Annotated in this window: 24 protein-coding genes; 17 read left to right on the top strand and 7 right to left on the bottom strand. The window is 37.8% G+C overall.

Going from position 1 to position 21,973, the window contains the following annotated elements; genetic code table 11:
- Complete coding sequence (rpmG, locus tag H0173_RS17685; protein WP_221847843.1) at positions 1-150, top strand: 50S ribosomal protein L33; 150 nt, start codon at positions 1-3, stop codon at positions 148-150.
- Positions 151-202: 52 nt separating this feature from the next.
- Here rpmG and H0173_RS17680 read toward each other — a convergent pair whose 3' ends face one another.
- From H0173_RS17680 to H0173_RS17670, 3 genes are all read right to left on the bottom strand, one after another.
- A complete protein-coding gene (locus H0173_RS17680; protein WP_221847842.1) occupies positions 203-2,317 on the bottom strand; it encodes an MMPL family transporter in 2,115 nt (704 codons plus the stop codon).
- 119 nt (positions 2,318-2,436) lie between these two features.
- Positions 2,437-3,012: a TetR/AcrR family transcriptional regulator gene (locus H0173_RS17675; RefSeq protein ID WP_221847841.1), complete on the bottom strand. Its 576-nt coding sequence runs from the start codon at positions 3,010-3,012 to the stop codon at positions 2,437-2,439.
- 71 nt (positions 3,013-3,083) lie between these two features.
- Entirely contained in the window at positions 3,084-4,004 is a 921-nt protein-coding gene (locus H0173_RS17670; protein ID WP_221847840.1) for a LysR family transcriptional regulator, read from the bottom strand.
- 120 nt (positions 4,005-4,124) lie between these two features.
- Between H0173_RS17670 and H0173_RS17665 the strand changes: the two genes are divergently transcribed.
- From H0173_RS17665 to H0173_RS17595, 15 genes are all read left to right on the top strand, one after another.
- A complete protein-coding gene (locus H0173_RS17665) occupies positions 4,125-5,171 on the top strand; it encodes a YeiH family protein (protein ID WP_221847839.1) in 1,047 nt (348 codons plus the stop codon).
- A 749-nt stretch (positions 5,172-5,920) separates the two neighbouring features.
- On the top strand, positions 5,921-6,181 hold the full coding sequence (locus tag H0173_RS17660) for a metal-sensitive transcriptional regulator (protein WP_221847838.1): 261 nt from the start codon (positions 5,921-5,923) through the stop codon (positions 6,179-6,181).
- Between the two features lie 84 nt (positions 6,182-6,265).
- Entirely contained in the window at positions 6,266-6,745 is a 480-nt protein-coding gene (locus H0173_RS17655; protein WP_221847837.1) for a DsrE/DsrF/DrsH-like family protein, read from the top strand.
- A gap of 38 nt (positions 6,746-6,783) precedes the next feature.
- Positions 6,784-7,080: a rhodanese-like domain-containing protein gene (locus tag H0173_RS17650; RefSeq protein WP_221847836.1), complete on the top strand. Its 297-nt coding sequence runs from the start codon at positions 6,784-6,786 to the stop codon at positions 7,078-7,080.
- 50 nt (positions 7,081-7,130) lie between these two features.
- On the top strand, positions 7,131-7,709 hold the full coding sequence (locus H0173_RS17645) for a sulfurtransferase TusA family protein (protein WP_221847835.1): 579 nt from the start codon (positions 7,131-7,133) through the stop codon (positions 7,707-7,709).
- 14 nt (positions 7,710-7,723) lie between these two features.
- Positions 7,724-7,957 carry a glutaredoxin family protein gene (locus H0173_RS17640; protein WP_221847834.1) on the top strand — a complete coding sequence of 78 codons (234 nt, stop codon included), beginning with the start codon at positions 7,724-7,726 and terminating at the stop codon, positions 7,955-7,957.
- A gap of 364 nt (positions 7,958-8,321) precedes the next feature.
- A complete protein-coding gene (locus tag H0173_RS17635) occupies positions 8,322-9,449 on the top strand; it encodes an MBL fold metallo-hydrolase (RefSeq protein WP_221847833.1) in 1,128 nt (375 codons plus the stop codon).
- Positions 9,450-9,491: 42 nt separating this feature from the next.
- Positions 9,492-9,725: a sulfurtransferase TusA family protein gene (locus tag H0173_RS17630; RefSeq protein WP_221847832.1), complete on the top strand. Its 234-nt coding sequence runs from the start codon at positions 9,492-9,494 to the stop codon at positions 9,723-9,725.
- Positions 9,726-9,773: 48 nt separating this feature from the next.
- A complete protein-coding gene (locus tag H0173_RS17625; RefSeq protein WP_221847831.1) occupies positions 9,774-10,550 on the top strand; it encodes a sulfite exporter TauE/SafE family protein in 777 nt (258 codons plus the stop codon).
- A gap of 405 nt (positions 10,551-10,955) precedes the next feature.
- Entirely contained in the window at positions 10,956-12,251 is a 1,296-nt protein-coding gene (locus tag H0173_RS17620) for a sensor histidine kinase (protein WP_221847830.1), read from the top strand.
- A gap of 201 nt (positions 12,252-12,452) precedes the next feature.
- Complete coding sequence (locus H0173_RS17615) at positions 12,453-13,964, top strand: MDR family MFS transporter (RefSeq protein ID WP_221847829.1); 1,512 nt, start codon at positions 12,453-12,455, stop codon at positions 13,962-13,964.
- Between the two features lie 162 nt (positions 13,965-14,126).
- Positions 14,127-14,981, top strand: a complete 855-nt coding sequence (locus H0173_RS17610) for an ABC transporter ATP-binding protein (protein WP_396021267.1) — start codon at positions 14,127-14,129, stop codon at positions 14,979-14,981.
- A 13-nt stretch (positions 14,982-14,994) separates the two neighbouring features.
- A complete protein-coding gene (locus H0173_RS17605) occupies positions 14,995-15,795 on the top strand; it encodes an ABC transporter permease subunit (protein ID WP_260631246.1) in 801 nt (266 codons plus the stop codon).
- Positions 15,796-15,818: 23 nt separating this feature from the next.
- Positions 15,819-16,472 carry a TetR/AcrR family transcriptional regulator gene (locus H0173_RS17600; protein ID WP_221847827.1) on the top strand — a complete coding sequence of 218 codons (654 nt, stop codon included), beginning with the start codon at positions 15,819-15,821 and terminating at the stop codon, positions 16,470-16,472.
- Positions 16,473-16,579: 107 nt separating this feature from the next.
- A complete protein-coding gene (locus tag H0173_RS17595) occupies positions 16,580-17,347 on the top strand; it encodes a MerR family transcriptional regulator (RefSeq protein ID WP_221847826.1) in 768 nt (255 codons plus the stop codon).
- A gap of 50 nt (positions 17,348-17,397) precedes the next feature.
- Here H0173_RS17595 and H0173_RS17590 read toward each other — a convergent pair whose 3' ends face one another.
- The 3 genes from H0173_RS17590 to H0173_RS17580 all read right to left on the bottom strand — a co-directional run bounded on the left by H0173_RS17590 (position 17,398) and on the right by H0173_RS17580 (position 19,191).
- Positions 17,398-18,315 (bottom strand): stalk domain-containing protein, encoded by a 918-nt coding sequence (locus H0173_RS17590; protein ID WP_221847825.1) that lies wholly within the window; start codon positions 18,313-18,315, stop codon positions 17,398-17,400.
- Between the two features lie 124 nt (positions 18,316-18,439).
- Positions 18,440-18,769: an ArsR/SmtB family transcription factor gene (locus H0173_RS17585; protein ID WP_221847824.1), complete on the bottom strand. Its 330-nt coding sequence runs from the start codon at positions 18,767-18,769 to the stop codon at positions 18,440-18,442.
- On the bottom strand, positions 18,769-19,191 hold the full coding sequence (locus H0173_RS17580; protein ID WP_221847823.1) for an SRPBCC family protein: 423 nt from the start codon (positions 19,189-19,191) through the stop codon (positions 18,769-18,771). Before H0173_RS17580 ends, H0173_RS17585 begins: the two co-directional genes overlap by 1 nt.
- A gap of 360 nt (positions 19,192-19,551) precedes the next feature.
- On the opposite strand from H0173_RS17580, the gene H0173_RS17575 reads away from it, so the two are divergent.
- A complete protein-coding gene (locus H0173_RS17575; protein WP_260631245.1) occupies positions 19,552-20,832 on the top strand; it encodes an MFS transporter in 1,281 nt (426 codons plus the stop codon).
- Positions 20,833-21,005: 173 nt separating this feature from the next.
- Here H0173_RS17575 and H0173_RS17570 read toward each other — a convergent pair whose 3' ends face one another.
- Positions 21,006-21,965, bottom strand: a complete 960-nt coding sequence (locus H0173_RS17570) for an EamA family transporter (RefSeq protein WP_221847821.1) — start codon at positions 21,963-21,965, stop codon at positions 21,006-21,008.
- Positions 21,966-21,973 lie beyond the last annotated feature (8 nt).

Here is a 21,973-nt window from a genome sequence, read left to right as displayed (position 1 = left end):
ATGAGAGTAAAGATTACATTAGCATGCACAGAAACAGGAGATCGGAATTATATTACTGTGAAAAATAAAAGAAATAATCCAGATAGAATTGAGTTAATGAAATATTCTCCTCGTTTGAAAAGACATACCCTCCATCGTGAGACGAAATAATTAGATCCAAGAAAAGGAAGCAGATGACCAGCTCTGCTTCCTTTAAAAACTATTATGATGCCGTGTTTTTCTTAACAGATTTCTCTTTCTCAAACAAAACAATTAATCCGGGAAGTAAAATGCCTCTAATTAAAAAAGTATCTAATAAGATCCCGACCGCAACAATAAACCCAAAAACAAATAGCAGTTGTATTGGTTGTGTCATTAAAACCGCAAAAGTAGCTGCCAAGATTAAACCAGCAGAAGAAATTACCCCTCCGGTATTAGCAACAGCAATTTCCACCGCTTCTTTAACAGAATGCTTTCTTCTCTCCTCTTGATATCTAGATATTAAAATAATATTATAATCAATTCCAAGCGCAACTAAGAAAACAAAGGAGTAGAGCGGAACACGGTCACTGATCGTACTAATATCAAAGAATAGACTCGTAAGGAACATTCCTAATCCTAAAGCTGCCAGGAAGGAAATTAAAATTGTTCCCATCATGTAAATAGACATCTTAACGGATTTTGTTAAGATAACAAGCATGCCAAGAATGAGAAGGGTCTCAAGCACGACAATAAGAATTAAATCCCGATTATTAATAGATCGTTCATCGACTTTAGATGCGGTTTCACCAGCAAAGTAAATTTTACCTTCGACCTTGCTATCTGCCGTAATTTTGTCAGCTCTTTCAATCATATCCTTTAAGGCATCTATCGTTTCGACATCATATGGTCCTTGCTCAAAAGTAAGGCTATAGTTAATTACCTTTTTGTTCTCTGTAATGCCATTGACACGAATATTACTTACTAAAGGCTGGGCTTCCAGCGTTTTTTGCAATGCTTCTTGCTGTTCAGATGTGACAGGCTCTTCACTCTCAAATAATAAAGTCGTTGGTGCAAGATCACCTTTTTGGAAGTTCTTTTCAAGGATTTCATATCCTTGTCTAGATGGCATATCCTTAGGGAAGGATTTCATTGTGTCGAACTCATATTGCATATTAAACATATTGCCGGCTGAGACAAGCAGGAGAATTCCGATAACAGCAACAGAAAGTCCAGGTTTTCTTACAACAAACTTTCCAATACGGCTCCAGGTGGAATTTTGTTTAATTACAGGATCGCCAACACGCGGAATTTTTGGCCAGAAGGATTTTCTGCCGAACAGCGTAAATAAAGCTGGAACAAGCGTAATAGATGCGATCATAATAATTACCATTGTCGTTCCAAAGGTTGGAGCAAAATTTCTGTAATCACCAAATTGGGCAAAGAATAAAACAAGCATAGCTGCTAAAACGGTACCGCCAGAAAAGAAAACAGGCATTCCCGTTTCACGCATAGCCGCTCTCATCGCATCAAATTTACTTTCATGGCCTTTAAGCTCTTCACGGTAACGTGAGAATACAAATAGAGAATAATCAATTACTGCTGCAAATAATAAAATCGACATGATCGATAATGTCTGGTTACTAATGACTAGTCCAGCAGCACCCATTAAGCCAAGCGTCTGCATCACAACCTCATAGACAAAACCGGCTGCAAGGAGTGGAATTAACGCTAATAAAGGCGAGCGGTAAATAATCACGAGCAGAACTAGAATTAATCCAACTGTTGAAAGAATCAGCACAACATCTGCTCTAGAGAATAAATCAAGCGTATCAATCCCAATACCAGCAGGACCAGTCACATATAACGTAAAATCTGACTCGGCCTTCACAATCTTTTCGATTTGTTCTACAGACGTCCTAATCTCTTTAATCTCTAAAGAGGAATCAAAGCTCAACGGAATAACAGCTGTGCTCTTGTCTTCTGAGAAGAATCCGGCAGCCGCTTGGGGAGGCAGAGCAGATAAAGGGATGATTTGCTTCAATCCATTAATATCTTCCTGCTTGATCCTATCTAGTAGGGCGGCAAGCTCCTGCAGCCCGATCTCCCCATTCTTAGATTGAAAAACTAATATGGCTGGAAGGCCATCATTGTTTTTAAAATACTTATCTACTTTTTCCTTAGCAATAACCGATTGAGCATCTTTTGGAAGTGCATCAATGGAAGATACTTCATATTCCTTTGCGCTAGGAGCAAATACAGCTAAAACCATCGCCAGAATGAACCAGGCAGCAAGGGTAATCCACATCCCTTTTTTTGTGGTTACACGGTCAGTAATGAATCGCAAAAAGGTTTTCATGCTTTCATTCCTTTCTAGTTAAGTTTTTTTGAAAAAGGTGACACAACTGTCACATTGGAGAAAAATAAAATGACACCATTGTCATCTTTATTATGATTTAAAGGTGACAAAAGTGTCAATTAGTTTTTTGAGAACATTCCATGACTAATGATTTCCTTAATAGAGTTCACCCATTCAGAATGAGGAATGCCAAAATGATTAGGAATGGCAATCGTTTGAAAAATAAAGCCAAGAATTAAGCCGTCTGCGATATGCGGCTTTAACTTTTTTTCTTCCCGTCCTAAATTAATAAAACCTTGCAGATGCTTGTACATATCAAGATGCATCACATCGAGCTTTGACTTATTCAATTTCACTTTTTCCGTGATGTTAGCGGGTATTTGTAAAGCAATAATAATGATTTTATGAATGTCTGCATGTTCAAAGATAAGCTCAATTAATTGATTGAATTGCCCTTCGAATCCCTCATGCCACTCAATTTTTTGTAGCTTTAACAGGAATTGATCCATTTCATCAAGCATGTAGTCTGTAATAAGCTCTTCTTTATTTTCGTAGTATTTATACAAGGTTCCTCTTGAAACCTCTAACCGGTCTGCCAAAATGCTGAAGGTAAAGCCTTCATACCCATGAAGAAGCAGCAGTTCCTTTGTTGTTTTATAAAGCTCATCTATTGAAAATTTCCGTTCACGTGCCACGATGCTCACCTCACCTTTATTATAGAGAAAATTGCTAGATTAACAATGGGGGGAATCTCTGAACCTTAGCCCTAAAGCTTGTAAGACTGTCCACTAAATAAATCATTGTCCATTTTTGTATTTTCTCTGATCATTTCCAGCAAGACCTGTAACGCTTTTGTCTGAAATGGAGAGCTGAGAACGGTTGAAAATTCACGAGTAATGGACTGGCCCTTTACCTTTACTATTTTTAATGTGCCAAGGGAAACCTCTTTGCGAATGGTCCAATCCGATAACAAGCTGATGCCCAGCCCGGCTTCTACGGATTCTTTAATAATTTGTGTACTGCCGAATACTAAGAGCTTCTTAGGTTTGATATGATAGGCAGAAAACATTTTTTCAGCTGCTTCACGTGTGCCTGAGCCGTTTTCGCGACATATCCACGATTCATTTTCTAGATGGGAAGGCAGCAATTCTCCTTCAGCTAGTGCCAATTTATTATTGGGGGAAGCGACAATACTCATTGTATCAATTGCAAATGGCTCGATAACTAAACTATTGTTTTTATATTCTCCTTCAACAATTCCAATATCTAATTGGTGTCCAAGCACTAATTCAGCAATTTCCTTTGTATTCCCAATCGTAATGGACGGATTAATTAACGGATATTTTTTTTGCATGTAAGCAATTAAATGAGGCAAAATATATTCACCAAATGAGTAGCTTGCACCAATAGATAGCGCGCCGCTTGGATTATTCGTCAGGTCATCAATCAAATAATGCATTTTGGAATAAAGCCCGATAATTTCCTTTGCGTGGTGATAAACAATTTCACCTGCTTTCGTTAGCCGTACATATTTATTACTGCGCTCTAATAAAGTTGTTCCCATGGAACGTTCTAATGCTTGAATATATTGACTGACTGCTGGCTGAGTCATATGCAATTCTTCAGCGGCACGAGAAAAGTTCTTTTTTTCTGCGACCATGACGAAAACCGATAAATGCTGATCCATGTTCATCCCGCCATTTTCTATTATATTGATTTACTTATTATCGTTATTATAAATCATTATTTTCCTTATAGTATAAAAAGTATTATGCTTAAGTTACAAAATTATTATGGTGGTGATCACATGGGAGCTCATGCAAGGGCATTAACGGAAGAGAAAGAGCCGATTCAGCCCAAAAAGAAATCATCAGGATTTGGAAAATGGGCAGGTGGAATTGCCTTTACATTTTTTATCGCCTTTTTGGGATTTTTGTTAGCAAAAGCGCCTGGATTTGACCACGTTGGGCAGCTGGCGTCCGCCATTGTTATTGCGGTTCTATACAGAAATATTTTAGGTTATCCAGAAATGTTTCGATCAGGCATTACGTTTTCATCTAAGAAATTATTACGCTTTGCGATCATTTTGTATGGTTTAAAATTAAATATCGGCACTGTGCTAAGTGATGGACTTGGCTTGATGGTTAAGGATGCTGGCGTGATTATTTTTGCAATTTTATTAACTGTATGGCTTGCTCGGTTATTGAAGGCAGATAAAAATATTTCCTTGCTTGTTGGTGTAGGGACGGGGGTATGTGGAGCTGCGGCGATTGCAGCTATCGCTCCAATCATTAAATCAAAGGATGAGGAAACAGCAATTGGAGTAGGAATTATTGCTCTAGTCGGGACCATTTTTGCTATTATTTATACGGTTTTGCGTCCTATTTTGCCAATGACTGATATTCAATATGGCATTTGGTCTGGCATTAGCTTACATGAAATCGCGCATGTAGCATTGGCAGCAGCACCTGGCGGCCAAGACGCACTGGCAATCGGATTACTAGCAAAACTCGGCAGGGTATTCTTGCTTGTGCCGCTTTGCTTTATTTTCATGTATATTATGAAAAACAAAAACGGTGGAGAAAACAATGCAAAAATAGAATTTCCATGGTTCTTAATTGGGTTTATCATTATGAGTGTAATCGGCAGCTATGTACTCGGTACACATATTCCAGTTTCCGACGGGTTTATGAATGGAGTGGCAAGCTTAACAACTTGGTGCTTAACTGCAGCCATGGTTGGTCTAGGGTTAAATGTCAGCCTTCGTGACTTGAGGACAAAAGCCTTAAAGCCGCTGATTGCGATGGGAATCACATCTATTGCTTTATCGATTATTGCGTATTTTATCGCTTAATTTGGAAAAGTCCATGATTTCATGGGCTTTTTTTAGTTGGCTTTCATAATGTAGGGAAGTGGCGGATATATGGTGAAAGTAGCGGAAATATATGGAAAGTGGCGGATATATGGTGAAAGTAGCGGATATATACGGAAAGTGGCGGATATATGGTGAAAAGTCGCGGATATATCCAGAAAGTCACCACTATGTCCTCCATGTCTTACTCAAAAAGGCAAAAATAAAGAGAATGTTCGGATGGATTAGCGCCAACCCCAAATAAATCGTGCCAAAAACTCCTCCTATTCCCTAAGAAGTATTGGAAAAACTAGTAATGTTGACAATATACCTACCAGGGTATAAAATAAAACTTGTTAATCCAAACAAAAAGAAGGTTAAACATGTTAATGCTATTTATTATTATTTGCATCATACTAGCAAGTTTATATATTAAGATATTACCCAGTAGGAAATGTTAAGTGTACAAATACACTTAATCATAATATAGATACGATAGAAATTGTGGATGTTAGGGATTATAATCAATCATATAGAGATCCTGTACCTGGTGCGATTAACATTCCCTATGCTTATATGAAAAGGAGTTATTCAGATATATCTCGGAAAAATATTCACGTAGTCGCTTCAGATTATTTGGAAAGAAATATGAGCATTCGCTTTTTAAGAAAAAGAGGGTTTAAAATCGTAGGATACTCATTAACGGGCTGTGATTGTAAATAGAATGCACCTTTTAGAAAGGAGAATACCTAATGAACTATAATGATCAAATGAAAAATAGAATTAAGCGCATTGAAGGACAGCTTCGTGGTATTTTAAAAATGATGGAAGAAGGAAAAGACTGTAAAGATGTCATTACACAGCTTTCTGCTTCAAGATCGGCTATTGATCGTACTATTGGGGTAATTGTCAGTTCCAATTTAGTTGAATGTGTACGAAATGCAGAACAAGCAGGTGAAAATACAGAGGAATTAGTGAAAGAAGCTGTAAATCTACTTGTTAAAAGTCGGTGAATAAAAAAAGGGTTGACACTCTTTTTTATTTTTAATAACATTATACCCATAGGGGTAATGGTAATTACAAAAAGGAGGATTACAATGACTGATAAAAAAACAACAAATATTATCCTGTTTAGCGGGGATTATGATAAAGCAATGGCAGCGTACATTATCGCAAATGGAGCAGCTGCATATGATCATGAAGTAACCATTTTTCATACATTTTGGGGTTTGAATGCTTTACGTAAAGATGAAGATATGATGATTAAAAAGGGCTTTATTGAAAAAATGTTTGCAAAGATGATGCCGAGAGGGGCCGATAAAATGGGGCTCTCCAAAATGAACTTTGCTGGCTTTGGTCCTAAAATGATAAAGAATGTCATAAAGAAGCATAATGCGATGACTTTGCCGCAGCTTATCGAAATGGCTCAAGAACAAGATATTAAGCTTGTTGCATGTACGATGACAATGGATCTTCTTGGACTTAAGGCAGAAGAGCTGCTTAATAATGTGGAATATGCAGGCGTTGCAGCTTATCTGGCAGATGCAGAAAACGGCAATGTAAATCTATTTATCTAAAGGGAGTCCGAAAATGGGAAATAAAAGGAGTGACTGTGATGGAACAGCTATCTGCGAAAGAAATCAAAGAATTAATTGAAAAGGGCCAGTCATTAAATCTTATTGATGTCCGTGAAGTGGATGAAGTCGCAATGGGAAAAATCCCTGGCGCTTTGAATATTCCACTGGGATTACTTGAATTCCGAATGCATGAGCTTGATAAATCGAAAGAGTATGTACTGGTATGCCGTTCAGGAGGGAGAAGCGGTCGTGCTTGTCAATTCCTTGAAAGCCAAGGGTTTAAAGTAATCAATATGGCAGGTGGAATGCTCGATTGGGAAGAAGAAAAAGAATAAATTTTTTTAAGATAATTGATACCCCTACGGGTAAAAAAGGGGGCTTTAATGTGAATGAAATCAAAATAGATTTTGTATTAGATGCGAAAGGCCTTGCTTGCCCTATGCCAATTGTAAGAACAAAGAAGGCAATCAAAACCATCGAGGCTGGTGGAGTGCTAGAGGTTCAGGCAACAGATAAGGGATCCAAAGCTGATATTCAGGCATGGGCAAAAAGTGCTGGTCATCAATATTTAGGAACGATTGTGAATGGCGATGTTCTAAAACATTATTTAAGAAAGTCATCTGGCGAAGAATTAGCGATAAGAAAACATCCTTACGTTGTTTCGAATGAGGAGCTTCAACATAATCTGAATAAGAGTGAGAACTTAGTAATTTTAGATGTCAGAGAGTCTGTTGAATATTCTTTTAGCCATATCCCAGAGGCCATCTCTATTCCTTTAGGTGAATTGGAAGAACATATAGCAGAATTAAATCAAGACAGTGAAATATTTGTAGTTTGCCGAACAGGAAACCGCAGTGATTTAGCGGCACAAAAGCTTGCTGAAAAAGGGTTTAGTAAAGTATTTAATGTTGTGCCAGGGATGAGTGAATGGTCTGGTCAAACTGCAGGAATCGAAAACAAATAAAGGGGTGCTGAAAAATGAATGGCATTACTGTTTATACAACAACAAGATGTCCCTATTGTGTGATGATCAAAAACTTTTTAAACCAACAAAACCTTCCTTTTAAAGAGGTAAATGTTGAACAAAATCCACTTATGATGCAAGAGCTTATGAGAATCACTGGTCAAATGGGAGTACCGCAAACAGAAATTAATGGCAAGTGGGTAATTGGATACGATCCTGAACAAATTATGAAGGCCTTACAAAACTAATAAAAATGCAGACGTCAGGGGGAAAAGAGGCGTAAAGCCCCTTGGCTGCTGCAGTTACTTTCCCAAAGATGCTGATGTCACATTAACGTTTTAATTTTTTTGGCTGTTTTCTAAAAGATTGTTGATTTTTTGACAATATTTAAAACACATAGTGGATTGGAGCGGAAGGCACTTGACTCCTGTGGGAAATAGAGGAAAGGTCGAGACCCCGCAGACGGGACGGCGAGGAGGCTCGACTTCCTCCCCGCGGAAAGCAAGTGCCTGAAGCGGAAAGGAACGGTTCACTATTTAGTGTAAAAACAACAAAGTTTAGGAAAAAAGCCTTTTTTAAAAACTAAAATAATACCATAGGGGGTAAATTGAGATGGCTGTAAATGTTATGACTTCAAAAGAGGTTACGAAGAAGATCTTTATTAAAGAAGAATTGTTTATTTTAGATGTACGCAATCCCGAGGATTTTCAAGATTGGAAAATTGAAGGTGAGAAATTTGAACACTTAAATATTCCTTACTTTGATTTGCTTGATGGAGTAGAAGATATTCTTGATAAGGTTCCATCTAATATAGATATTTTAGTCGTGTGTGCAAAAGAAGGCTCATCTATTTTCGTAGCAGAAATGCTTTCAGAAGCTGGCTTAACTGTTTCTTATTTAGAGGGTGGCATGAAAGCATGGAGTGAACATTTGGAACCAGTAAAAATTGGTGATCTGAAAGATGGCGGAGAAATTTATCAATTTGTCCGTATTGGAAAAGGCTGCTTATCTTATATGGTTGTATCCAATGGAGAAGCAATTGTAATTGATGCAACAAGAATGACGGATGTTTTCCTTGATTTCGCAAAAAGTTTGAACGCTTCAATCTCCCATGTTTTCGATACTCACCTTCATGCAGACCATATCTCTGGGGGCCGCATAATTGCAGAAAAATCTAATGCAGTTTACTGGCTTCCTCCAAAGGATGCAACTGAAGTGACGTTTGAATATAAACCGCTTGAAGATGGCGATGTTGTGACTATCGGAAGAACAAATATCAATGTTCATGCATTGTACACACCTGGCCACACTATCGGTTCAAAATCCTTTGTAGTCGATGGAAAATATTTGCTCTCGGGAGATATTCTATTCATTGACTCAATCGGAAGACCTGATTTAGCGGGGCTTGCGGAGGACTGGGTAGGAGATTTACGTAAAAGCTTGTATAAGCGCTATCGAGAACTATCTGAAGAGCTAGTCGTTCTGCCTGCCCATTTCATGATCATTGATGAAATAAATGAAGACGGCAGTGTCGCAGAAAAGCTTGGCACACTATTCGCGAAAAACCATGGCTTAAATATTGCAGATGAAGTTGAATTCAGAAAGCTAGTAACTGAAAACCTACCACCGCAGCCAAACGCATATCAAGAAATTCGCAAAACGAATATGGGGAAAATCACTCCATCAGAAGAAGAGCAGCGTGAAATGGAAATCGGTCCAAACCGTTGTGCTGTCAGATAATCTAAACACTAATACACTCAACCAAAATTAGGGGGAATGACAATGGAAACTTCAAAGTTTTTAGATGCAAAAGGATTAGCGTGCCCAATGCCAATCGTAAGAACAAAAAAGGCGATGAATGAGCTGGAAGCTGGTCAAATCCTAGAAGTTCATACAACTGATAAAGGTTCGGTCAATGATATTTCAGCTTGGACAAAATCAGGCGGCCATGAATTAGTTAAGCAAGAAGAGGAAAACGGCGTGTTTAAGTTCTGGATTAAAAAGGGGAATAACTAAACTGAAGAGGGAGCCATAGAGGTTCCCTTTTCTTAAGGGGTGTTACAAATGGATTTTGCATTTATCATAACAATCTTTCTAATTGGATTCATAGGATCTTATATTTCCGGGATGCTGGGAATAGGAGGTTCGATTATAAAATACCCGATGCTCTTATACATCCCGCCTTTATTTGGGATTGCTGCCTTCAGTGCCCACGAAGTTTCAGGCATCAGTGCTGTACAAGTGTTCTTTGCAACCATCGGTGGAGTATGGGCTTACCGGAAAGGCGGTTACTTAAATAAAACGTTAATTGGCTATATGGGTGTTAGTATACTAATAGGAAGCTTTATTGGCGGATTTGGATCAAAGCTCATGTCAGAAGGCGGAATAAATGTCATTTATGGAATTCTGGCTTTAATTGCTGCTGTAATGATGTTTATTCCGAGGAAGAGTATTGACGACATTCCGTTGGATCAGGTGAAATTTAATAAGTGGCTGGCTGCTGTGCTTGCTCTTATTGTTGGGCTTGGAGCAGGTATTGTTGGGGCGGCAGGCGCCTTTTTGTTAGTTCCAATTATGCTTGTTGTGTTAAAAATCCCAACTCGAATGACGATTGCTTCCTCACTGGCGATTACGTTTATATCTTCGATTGGGGCGACAGTAGGAAAAATTACAACGGGCCAGGTAGATTATATCCCCGCACTAATTATGGTCGTTGCTAGTTTAATAGCTTCTCCATTAGGTGCAATGGCAGGGAAAAAAGTGAATACAAAAATTTTACAGGTCATATTAGCATTACTCATCTTAGCAACTGCAGTTAAGATCTGGCTGGATATCTTATAAGGAAGTGCTATTCTATGACGAAAAACCAAAATCATTGGTAATCTGGTTTTTGAGGACTGAATAGACAAGCCCCAAATGAGAAGGGAAAGTTTCCTCCTCCCATATGACCTGGGGCTTGGGTTTGGCTCCTGACAGGGGTCATTGCACTGATTTATAAATTTCTTTAAACTCAAAAATACCGGATCTCCGGTATTTTTTTCCTATATAAGTTATTAAAAATCCTCTTAATTTCTTCAATTTAATAGTTTATTAAATTCAAACTTATTCATAAATATTTTATAGGCATTTTTTTCTATGTATGTTATTATTTTTATAATAAAAATTGATTTCTCCTACTTTTTCCCTTTTTAGATCATTCGTGGATCAAGCATTACAGACAAACATTATTGGGGAGGAATGAGTGTAATGATTGATGAAAGCAGCAACTTACTTTTAAATTTATTAGTTATTTTGATTACCCTTGCGATTCATCAATTTTGGGTGGAAAGTAAACCTAATAGTCCTTTTGTCCGTAAATATGCTATTTTATTTACATCTGCAGCAGCAATCCTCCTATGTATGGTCTTTTCCTTCTATAATAAGAATGGAATGCAGTTTGATCTAAGAAGAATTCCATTATGGTTTGGAACCATTTATGGCGGTCCTCTTGTGGGAATTATTCTTTCATTGGAAACGATTTTTATTAGATTTTTTCACGGTGGAACTAATGGATTATTAATAACAGCTACAACTACTCCTCTATTTACAGTATTAACGATTTTGATAAGACCTTATTATTTTCGATTGAGGACACATAATAAAGTGCTTCTAGCATCTTTTGTTATCACTCTATTTTCCACTGTCATTTTATTAAGTGTCGCCCTCCTGCAAAATAAATCACTTCCTTTTGATCTTTGGTGGAGCTTCTTATTAACAAATCTTATAGGGATTATAATTGTAAACCTTTCATTTGAAGCCATTAAAAGAAATTACTTAATCAGGATGAGAATTTTATATGCTGATAAGATTGATATTGTTGGCCATTTAGCAGCATCTGTTAATCATGAGATAAAAAATCCTCTAACGACTGTAAGGGGAATGATGCATTTGCTGAAAGAGGAGCAGTCCCTTCCAGATGAAAAAAGAGAAGCTTATTTTGACATTGCAGCGGAAGAGATTAATAGAATCGATAAGATTATTACAGACTATCTCACTTTTGCAAAGCCATATCCTGATACTATAGAACAAATATCAATTGAAAAGGTGTTAACGGAATCAGTGAACATTGTAAAGCCGTTTGCTGAGCAGTCAAAAATGAAGCTAGAAATCAGCAGTTGTTATCCTTGTCATGTTTCTGGAGACTATTCTAAATTTGTACAGGCTGTCGTAAATATTTTGAAAAATAGCATAGATGCTTCTGAAATTGGAGGACTAATTAAGGTAAAGGCTGAGAGAAAGGATTATATATGCAAAATCACGATCATTGATTATGGAACAGGAATGAGCGAGGAGACCTTAAGTAAATTAGGAGAACCTTATTTTTCAACGACCAGTAACGGTACAGGACTAGGGATGATGGTAGTTTTTAGAATTATCGAGTGCATGAAAGGGAAAATAAATATTAAGAGTATACAAGGGGTCGGGACAGAGGTCGTTATTGACCTTCCAATGGATAGAGCTGAGAGTGGGCAAAGGAAGAAGATTCTCCTGCTTCAGCATTAACCGGCCTTATGATAGCGAAATAATAATGAGAACAGGTCTATAATATGACTATGTTCTTTTTTTATCGCATAAAGTTACATAAACTACTTTGAAAATTAGGATAGAAAAAAGAAAAGCTTTCAATTATAATAGGCAAGAAACTAAAAAATATTTTGGTAAAAAATAGGAAAAGTAAAACTATAAGTCGAAGGGAGAGCTCCTATGATTTCACAGGAAAGCAATATTAAATTTGTCGTGGCTGGTTTGCTGCTTGGTATTCTAATGTCCGCGATGGATAATACGATTGTCGCAACGGCAATGGGGACAATTGTTTCAGATCTTGGTGACTTTGATAAATTTGTCTGGGTAACTTCCGCTTATATGGTTGCAGTTATGGCAGGGATGCCGATTTTCGGAAAGCTATCAGATATGTTCGGACGTAAACGATTTTTTATCTTTGGTTTAACCGTCTTTTTAATAGGCTCAGCTCTATGTGGAATTGCCCAAACGATGGTTCAATTAAGTGTTTATCGTGCGATTCAAGGGATCGGGGGAGGGGCATTAATGCCGATTGCCTTTACGATCGTGTTCGATATTTTCCCTCCTGAAAAACGTGGGAAAATGACAGGATTACTTGGTGCTGTATTTGGCGCTTCCAGTGTGCTTGGCCCATTATTAGGAGCCTATATTACAGAATATATTAGCTGGCATTGGGTATTTTATGTCAATGTTCCGATTGGAATTCTCTCATTCATTCTTATTGTTCGCTATTATAAAGAATCCTCTCAATTAAAAGATCAGAAAATCGACTGGGGAGGGGCGATTACTCTCGTTGCGGCAATCATTTGTTTAATGTTTGCTTTAGAACTGGGCGGAAAGAAATATGCTTGGGATTCCGTTGAAGTGATTGGTTTATTTAGCGGTTTCGTTCTATGTTTTATTGCATTTTTCATTTTCGAGCTAAAGGCGAAGGAACCGATATTGCCATTTTGGCTTTTCAAGAGGCGCTTATTTGCTACTTCACAAATTTTAGCCTTTTTATACGGCGGTACTTTTATTATCTTAACCGTTTTTATTCCGATCTTCGTTCAAGCAGTATATGGAGGGTCAGCAACTAATGCAGGATTAATTTTAATGCCAATGATGTTAGGCTCAGTAGCTGGCAGTGCCATCGGAGGGATCTTCCAAACGAAAACAAGTTTTCGCAATTTAATGATCATCTCCGTCATTTCTTATTTTGCAGGGATGTACTTCCTTAGCACGTTAACGCCTGATACATCTAGATTGTTGTTAACTGTTTATATGATTATTGTCGGTTTTGGAATGGGCTTTTCATTTTCCCTGCTGCCAACAGCTTCTGTTCACAATTTGGAGCCGCATTTCAGAGGAACAGCCAATTCAACTAATTCCTTCTTACGTTCGTTTGGAATGACGATTGGGATTACCATTTTCGGCACCATTCAAAATAAAGTTTTTACACAGAAATTAGCTGATGCTTTCAAAGGAATGGGCGGGGGCGGCAATCAATTTGGAGATATCGGGGATTCACGTCAATTGTTTGAAGCGAGTGAACGTGCAAAAATTCCTAGCTTTGTTTTAGATAAGATTATTGATTCACTGTCAACTTCTATTACATTTACATTCTTATTGGCCCTTATTCCAATCATAATATCAGCGATTGTTGTTTTCTTAATGGGCAAGGACCGTGTCGAAGTAGCAAAAAAAGAGGCATAACGATTAAAGAGTTATTGTAAGAGCGATGAGCTTTTATGATAGCTCTTTTTTTGTTCTCCTAAACAAGTTGACTAACTGGTCAACTGGGATTAAAATGAAATTGACTAGTTAGTCAATTGGGTTGTACTCAAGGGAGGGCTTGGATTGGCGATTGTAGAGTTGATGAACTTAACGAAATCCTATAACAAAAATAGGGGGATTATGGATGTTTCTTTTTCGATTGATGAAGGGGAGATTTTCGGCTTTATTGGTCCAAACGGGGCCGGGAAAAGCACAACAATTAGAACTCTATTAAATTTCATTTATCCAACAAGCGGAAGTGCATCTATTTTTGGCAAGGATATTATTAAATATTCGCAGGAAATTAGGCAAGATGTAGGGTATTTGCCTTCAGAGGTTCACTATTATGATGATATGAAGGCAATAGATTTATTAAAATATTCTGCGCGATTTCATAAAAATTTGAACATGACGAGAATGAAGGATTTAGCTTCGCGATTAGATCTGGATCTTAATCGGAAAATTGAGGATTTGTCTTTTGGAAATCGCAAAAAGGTCGGAATCGTTCAGGCTCTGCTGCATGTACCAAAGCTTATTATCCTGGATGAGCCAACGAGCGGGCTTGATCCTTTAATACAAAATCACTTTTTCGATTTACTTGCTGAAGAAAGAAATAAGGGAGCAACGATTTTTTTCTCCTCCCATATATTGAGTGAAGTTCAAAAAATGTGTGACCGTGTTGCAATCATCAAGGAAGGAAAACTAGTAACGGTTGAGACCATTGAGCATTTAACGAAAAATAAAGTTAAGAATATTACCATTACAGTGGAACAGCCTGAACAGCTTCAGTTTGATCTAGAAGGGATCATCAAAAGAGAAGTGAACGGGAATGACATGAAGCTGCTATATGGTGGAGACATAAAAGCGCTTCTTTATCATTTAATTGATTTGCCAGTTCAAGATGTACTGATAGAAGAGCCAACATTAGAAGAAGTGTTTATGCACTATTATGAATAGGAGGGGAGAGGTTATGATGATTTTCAGAAGAGAATTTAGACGCGGACAAAAATCACTGATTATATGGAGTCTAGTGCTAGCTGGTTTAGTTATTTGGCTGCTAAGTATTTTCCCTCAATTTGCAAAGAGCCAAAATTCACTAGAAAGTTTGTTAGATGCTTATCCCCAATCGATGAAGCAAATGTTTGGCATGGACCAGCTAAATTTAGGTACACTAATCGGTTTTTACGGCATCGAGGTTTACATGATGACAACTCTCTTAGGGAGCATTTATGCTGCAATGCTCGCTTCAAACATTCTCGCAAAAGAAGAAAATGAAAAAACAATTGAATTTCTATTATCGAAGCCAGTATCAAGAAGCCAGATTGTAGGAGAAAAACTGTTTGCCGTGATTGTCAATATCGTGATTTTAAATATTGTATCTACGGGAGCAAGCATCATTGGTTTTCAATTTAGCGAAGGGGAATCCGTGCCATGGAGAACCTTTGCCCTATTATCAATTGCTACCATGTTATTACACTTAACGTTTGCAACTATTGCTTTTTTGTTATCCTCGGTGATGAGAAAAACGCGTAACGTGCTATCATTATCATTAGCGATTGTCATCATATCTTACTTTTTAAATATCATGTCAGGATTATCCGATGATTTGGATATTCTTAAATTTTTCAGTCCGTTCAAATATGTTGATGCCGCCAATATTATTAATGATAATGTATTAGAGACAATGTATATTGTGATCATGATTGGAATCATCAGTCTAAGTATAATCGCTTCCTTTATCATATACCGAAAAAAGGATATTGCAGTATAGAGAACGAAATAGGAGGGTCCTGATTGTATTCAGTTTTTGAAAAGCAGCCCCAGGAGAAAAAAGAGCTGATTATAAATGTAGCCATCGAAGAATTTGTTAAAAATGGCTATGATAAAACCTCTACAGATACGATTACTGGCAGAGCGGGAATTTCAAAGGGAATTCTGTTTCACTATTTTAAAAGCAAGAAAAACCTTTATCTGTATCTTGTTAATTGTGCTATTGATGTGCTGACAGAAGAAACAATGAAGGCCTTAAGAGAATTGAGTTCAAACGATTTTTTTGAACGTGTAAAAGAGATCTATCTTTTGAAACGTCAAATCACAGGTCAGTGGATTCGGGAGACACAGCTCGTAACAGATGCTTTTTTTAATCCGCCTGTTGCGGTTAAAGCCGAGCTGGAAAAATTAATGCAAAAGCATCTGGAACTATATCAAAGGGAATTTATGCTAGAGCATATTTATTTAAAGGAGCTCATTGAAACTGAGCGGCTTCGAGAGGGTGTGGCTGCCGAAACAGTTGTCAATATGACGATGTTTATTGTAGAGCAGTTAGGGAATAAGTATCGGGCTCTTCAAAAGGCTAACCAATATAATTTTCTTGATGAACCCGACCCGCTTGTTCAGGAATTGAATGATTATCTGAAGATTATTAAGAACGGTGTATATAAAGGCTGACTCTTGCCTAGAGTCGGCCTCTCCATTTTTTATTTGCAATTTTTTTAAAAAAGGGTGTTGACCTTTACGCTGCGTTAATGTGTAGAGTTGAATTAGGAGGTGAGCGAGTGGAATATACAGTGCAGGGATTAGCGAAATTAGCGGGGGTGAGTACTCGGACTTTAAGGTATTATGATGAGATTGGTATTCTGAAGCCGGCCAGAGTCAACTCATCGGGATACCGGATTTACGGGAAAGCGGAGGTCGACCGATTGCAGCAAATTCTTTTTTATAGAGAACTCGATGTTAGCTTAGACAATATAAAAAAGATCGTCACCTCACCATCATTTGATAAAACTGAAGCGCTTAAAGAGCATCGCGAAAAACTCCTGGAAAAAAGAAATCAGCTAGATTTGCTGATTACGAACGTGGAAAAATCTATTGAGCAAACAGAAGGGAGAATTATTATGTCTGATCAAGAGAAATTTACAGGATTTAAAAAGAAAATGATTGAAGATAATGAGGCGAAATACGGAAAGGAAATACGCGAAAAATACGGTGACGACAAGGTTGAACAATCCAATGCCAAGCTCATGAATATGAGTGAAGAGGATTATAAAAAGGTCACTAATTTAGCGAATCAAATTACTGAAACTTTAGCAGCAGCTTTTGCTACAGGTGATCCTTCAGGCGAGCTAGCTCAAAATGCAGCAGACTTGCATAAGCAATGGCTATGTTACTATTGGAAGGAATACAGCAAAGAGGCTCATGCTGGTCTCGCGCAAATGTATGTGGATGATGAAAGATTTACAGCTTACTATGATAAAGATCAGCCGGGGACTGCCGAATTTCTAAGAGATGCTATTCTTATTTACACGGGAATGACTAGCAATTAAAAGAGGGGGGCCAGCTTTTTTGTAAAGCAGGCTCCAACTCATTAGTTAGCTTATTTTAATAACTCTTCAACAAATTCATCGGAAACATAGGTTTTACCATTTTTCATTTCTGGTGCTGTCCGTAGTTGCCCTATGCTGCGATTATATCCGTAGACTTTATCTCCAATTGATAATTGAAACGTGCTGTTTTGTAATTTCAAGTAAATTTGATTCTTCTTCTTTTCTACCTTGTAGCCAAGGTGCTCTGCAGCCTTTCTTAGAGGAATCATTTTAATGTCCCCTTTAAAATAATGATCTTCATCGATGATCTGATGTATCTCTTTTAACCTTTCATCAGTAAATTGGAGCGCAATAATTTTTTTAGGCATCGTTTGCGCTGGAATGCTTCTTGTTGTTTCCGAATAGAAGACAATTAATTCCTTTCCTGCAAGCTCGTCCTTAACAAGAGTTTCACCCTTTTCGTTCATAAGCGGCGTATCATCTGAAATATGTAATTTCAGCTCATTGTCTAAGCTAATAAACTTGTCATCAAACTTAGCGACTTTTACAAATCCTAAGTTTTCGCTTTGAACCATTATGAAGTCAGGGGTAATCGTTGCAGGATATATAAGCGGCATAGGTTTATTTTTATCGTAAAAAACATCTACCTTTGTGCCTTCCTTTATCGCTGATGCTTCAAGCCTGTCCCCATTGGCACTATTGAAAAAAAGGACTTCATCTTTTACAGGGAAAATCATTTCTAGTCCTTCCTGATCATTTTTAACATGAAACCTCGTTGTTTTTCCATCGATTTCAATTTTTTCTACTGCACCAGAAAATATGATGAATTGTGTGCTTTCCATTTCTTTCGGCTGCTCGTCATTGGCAATCTGGCTCAATTCCACCGGTTTATCGAGAGCAAGTCCTGTATGACTTATTGCAAAACTGGATATTAAAATTCCTGCTGCCACTACACCTATCTTTTTCATGAAGTATCTTCTCCTTTGTATTAGGTCTCGTTCAATAAGACGAAAAAAAATAAAGGAGGTTACACTTTCCTAAAAAACAACTATTTTCCAAGGGAAAAAGAGGATTCGAATTTGAATCCTCTTTCTAACTATTATTTTCAGTTTGTTCAACCATGTATTTCAGCATCGACAGCTTATTATCCCAGAACTGGTCGAAATAGGCGAGCCACTGCTTTAATTCTGTAAACGATTCAGGCTGCAGGCGATATCGCTTTTCTCTGCCTACCTTTTCGCTCTTTACTAACTCAGCATCTGATAAGACATGAAGATGCTTAGCAATTGCTGTGCGGCTCATGGGAAAATGGGAGGTAATCTCCGAAATGGCTCTTTCCTTTTCGGCAAGCAATTTAAGTACCTCTCTCCGTGTTGGGTCAGCAATCGCCTGAAAAACGTCGTATTTTTGAAGAGCTGACATTACCCTTCAACAACTTTACGAAGTCTTTGGTTAACAAGTCCTTCCCAGCCGCCGTTCATTGTATCGCGAACTTCGGAAGCACTTCTTCCTGCTTTAGGAACAATGTGATCCGCTTGTTTCCAGCCGCCATGCACCATTGTGAATTCTGTTCTATTCCCTAGATCTTTTAAATCAAACGAAACAAACCAGCCGTCTGTGTCCCAAGAAAAAGATAAATGGTGAGGCTCTTCAATTTTTAACACTTTACATGGGGACGGACCGAAAGGCGATTGAATATGAAACTCGTATCCCACTTCTGCTTGAAAGTCATTAGGCATAAACCAGGATGCAATGCCTTCTGATGACGATACAGCTTTCCAAACCTTTTCAATTGGTGCGTCAAATACTACAGTTTTTTTAATATCTTGTAATGTATTTTCCATGTTATTCATCCTTCTTTCGTTAAAATAAGACCATTTGGTTTCGCTTTCTGAATTATATAAAACCATTTGGTTTCATGTCAAGTGCTGAAAATAAACAAAATACAATTTCACTTTTTTTGGTAAATAGTAAATTATAGCTTGAAACAGCAAAAAAAATTGTGTAAGATAGTAACACTATTACACGAGAGGGTGACCATAGGGCGATGATCTACTAATCCCGTTTTCAATGTACATTCGTAAATAAACGAAGGTCTTATTTGAATGGGATTAGTCTATACTTTTTTAGAAAAATGATCATTGTATTAGTACTTTGCTGTACTATGTCTTTTTCTATGGTTTAGATGAACTCCTATCCAGATAATGGCGGATAGGGGTTTTTTGCGTTTGCATAACCCTAGTGTAACCGATATAGAAAAGAGGAATGTTATGTCACAATTATTCAAAAATCGTTTTGTTCAAGCGATCTTTCTTTCGGCCTTGTTTCTTCAAATAGGAATATGGGTTCGAAATTTTGCAGTATTATTATTTGTCATGGATAAAACAAACGGAGATGCCTTTGCTGTTTCGATGATTTCGGTAGCCGAATTTGCTCCGATCTTTATTTTCTCCTTTATTGGCGGGACATTCGCTGACCGCTGGCGTCCAAAAAGGACAATGATTTGGTGTGATATTCTAAGCGCGGTTTCTGTTTTTGCCGTTTTAGTCACACTTGTATTTGGTTCTTGGAAGGTTATTTTCTTCGCTACTTTAATTTCTGCGATATTATCCCAGTTCTCTCAGCCGTCAGGGATGAAATTATTTAAGATGCACTTAAGTGAAGAATTGATTCAATCGGCCATGTCTATTTACCAAACCATTTTTGCTGTATTTATGGTATTTGGTCCTGTACTTGGAACATTCGTTTTCCAGCAGTTCGGCATAGACGTTTCTATTGCGATAACTGGTGTTGCATTCCTTCTTTCAGCGGCTATGCTTGCTATTATTCCAGCTGACCATCAAATGGATACTGAAAAGAAAGAGTCTACTATACTAGAGGAAATGAAAAGCGGAATTCGATATGTTTTAGGAAAAAAGGAACTGAAGCTGCTAGGACTTTGCTTTATGGCAGCCGGACTTGCCATCGGATTAATTCATCCATTAGCCATTTTCTTAGTAACAGAGCGTCTGGAATTAGCTAAGGAAAGTCTGCAATGGCTGTTAATGGCAAATGGAATTGGGATGATCGTCGGAGGAGCGGTTTCTGTTCTATTCGCGAAATCAGTAGCGCCTCAAAGACTTTTAGTTATAGGGATGCTTGCGAATGCAATCGGAATGAGTGTAATCGGATTTTCAACGGTATTGCCAATTACACTTGCAGCTGAGTTTTTAAATGGTTTATTTTTCCCTTGCATTCAAATTGGAATTAACACGATGATTCTTCAAAATACAAAAGGAGAATTTATCGGAAGGGTAAATGGAACGCTCAGTCCACTTTTCACAGGCTCCATGGTATTGACGATGAGTCTATCTGGAGTATTAAAAGAAATAACTTCCATTGTCACGATGTTTGAGTTTGCTGCTATTCTTTTCATAATCGGTCTTGTTGTCATACTGCCAATTTATAATATGAAAGCACCTAATCAAATGCTGGCTAAAGAATAAAGTATATGAGAAACCATCTGAATTTAAACATTCCGATGGTTTCTTTTTTTTGTCCAATTATACAACTTAATAATTCGGCAAAAAAAGAAAGATAAACAAATAGGTCATCTATGTAAGAGAAAGGTGGAATATTTCATGGAGACCGCCATAATATTACTGGCGGCTGATCCTTTTCATTGATTAATATTCATTTTCACATGATTACTTGTCTGAACAGATTGTTTTTCTTTCTTCACGGATAGCAGGGCAATCGTGCTTAAAATACATATTGTTCCTAGCCACTCGGCCATTCCGAAAGTGACATGAAGCCAAATAATGGCTAAAAATGCTGCTGTTAAAGGCTCAGCACAGGCTAACAAGCTAGCGTCAGAAGCACTAATGTATTTAAGGCTTTCCAAATAACAGAAGAAGGCAATAATCGTACCAAAGATCACAATGAAAATAACTGCAAAGATGGCGGGAAGTGACCATTGGCCGACAAAAATCCATGGTGGATGAATAAAACAAAAGAAAATGCCGCCAATCAGCATGCCCCAGCCGACAACAATCGCTGAGCCCCAATTAGCAAGAAGCTTAAGTGGCTGCAGTGTATAAAAGGCTAATGCAATAGCGGATGTCAGTCCCCAAAATAAAGCTAGACCTGAGATAGAAAGCGTATGGAAGCTTCCTTGTGTGACGAGCAAAAATGTACCGGATATCGCCAAAATTAATGCAAGCCCTTCTATTATGGTAGGCATTCGTTTTGAACGGAAAGCAGAATAGCACATGATAAGGACTGGTGCTAAATACTGTAAAACGGTCGCCGTTGCAGCATTTCCATGTTTTATTGCGGCAAAAAATGTATATTGAACAGCCAGCATGCCAAGAATTCCAAAGAGAATAATGCTAAAGCTGTCATGCTTTACTTTCCAAATTGCCCAAACTCTCTTTTTTTCTTTTTTATAGGCAATCAAGAGTAAAATCGTACCGGAAATTAAGAGACGAACTACTACTAACCACTCCGGACTAAATCCCTGATGCTGAAAAAGGAACTGAGCAACCGTTCCAGATACTCCCCACATGAGGGCACCGACTAGAACTAGAAAGATTCCTTTTTTTCTTGAATTTATTAATGCTGCACTACTGGAACTCATGATTTTTC

Origin of the sequence: Bacillus sp. S/N-304-OC-R1 (assembly GCF_019749375.1) — a bacterium.
In the GTDB taxonomy this organism is placed as follows: domain Bacteria; phylum Bacillota; class Bacilli; order Bacillales; family Cytobacillaceae; genus Cytobacillus.
Note: the sequence above shows the minus strand (reverse complement) of the source record. Positions and strands in the feature narration are given on the sequence as shown.

Bases quoted from the DNA above. Each gene is read 5' to 3' on its own strand.
- H0173_RS17575 (WP_260631245.1), top strand. From the start codon at position 19,552: ATGGCGGATAGGGGTTTTTTGCGTTTGCATAACCCTAGTGTAACCGAT.
- H0173_RS17590 (WP_221847825.1), bottom strand. From the start codon at position 18,315: ATGAAAAAGATAGGTGTAGTGGCAGCAGGAATTTTAATATCCAGTTTT.
- H0173_RS17630 (WP_221847832.1), top strand. From the start codon at position 9,492: ATGGAAACTTCAAAGTTTTTAGATGCAAAAGGATTAGCGTGCCCAATG.
- H0173_RS17665 (WP_221847839.1), top strand. From the start codon at position 4,125: ATGGGAGCTCATGCAAGGGCATTAACGGAAGAGAAAGAGCCGATTCAG.
- H0173_RS17660 (WP_221847838.1), top strand. From the start codon at position 5,921: ATGAACTATAATGATCAAATGAAAAATAGAATTAAGCGCATTGAAGGA.
- H0173_RS17640 (WP_221847834.1), top strand. From the start codon at position 7,724: ATGAATGGCATTACTGTTTATACAACAACAAGATGTCCCTATTGTGTG.
- H0173_RS17650 (WP_221847836.1), top strand. From the start codon at position 6,784: ATGGAACAGCTATCTGCGAAAGAAATCAAAGAATTAATTGAAAAGGGC.
- H0173_RS17680 (WP_221847842.1), bottom strand. From the start codon at position 2,317: ATGAAAACCTTTTTGCGATTCATTACTGACCGTGTAACCACAAAAAAA.
- rpmG (WP_221847843.1), top strand. From the start codon at position 1: ATGAGAGTAAAGATTACATTAGCATGCACAGAAACAGGAGATCGGAAT.
- H0173_RS17635 (WP_221847833.1), top strand. From the start codon at position 8,322: ATGGCTGTAAATGTTATGACTTCAAAAGAGGTTACGAAGAAGATCTTT.
- H0173_RS17625 (WP_221847831.1), top strand. From the start codon at position 9,774: ATGGATTTTGCATTTATCATAACAATCTTTCTAATTGGATTCATAGGA.
- H0173_RS17570 (WP_221847821.1), bottom strand. From the start codon at position 21,965: ATGAGTTCCAGTAGTGCAGCATTAATAAATTCAAGAAAAAAAGGAATC.
- H0173_RS17610 (WP_396021267.1), top strand. From the start codon at position 14,127: ATGAACTTAACGAAATCCTATAACAAAAATAGGGGGATTATGGATGTT.
- H0173_RS17670 (WP_221847840.1), bottom strand. From the start codon at position 4,004: ATGGATCAGCATTTATCGGTTTTCGTCATGGTCGCAGAAAAAAAGAAC.
- H0173_RS17585 (WP_221847824.1), bottom strand. From the start codon at position 18,769: ATGTCAGCTCTTCAAAAATACGACGTTTTTCAGGCGATTGCTGACCCA.
- H0173_RS17620 (WP_221847830.1), top strand. From the start codon at position 10,956: ATGATTGATGAAAGCAGCAACTTACTTTTAAATTTATTAGTTATTTTG.
- H0173_RS17580 (WP_221847823.1), bottom strand. From the start codon at position 19,191: ATGGAAAATACATTACAAGATATTAAAAAAACTGTAGTATTTGACGCA.
- H0173_RS17605 (WP_260631246.1), top strand. From the start codon at position 14,995: ATGATGATTTTCAGAAGAGAATTTAGACGCGGACAAAAATCACTGATT.
- H0173_RS17655 (WP_221847837.1), top strand. From the start codon at position 6,266: ATGACTGATAAAAAAACAACAAATATTATCCTGTTTAGCGGGGATTAT.
- H0173_RS17615 (WP_221847829.1), top strand. From the start codon at position 12,453: ATGATTTCACAGGAAAGCAATATTAAATTTGTCGTGGCTGGTTTGCTG.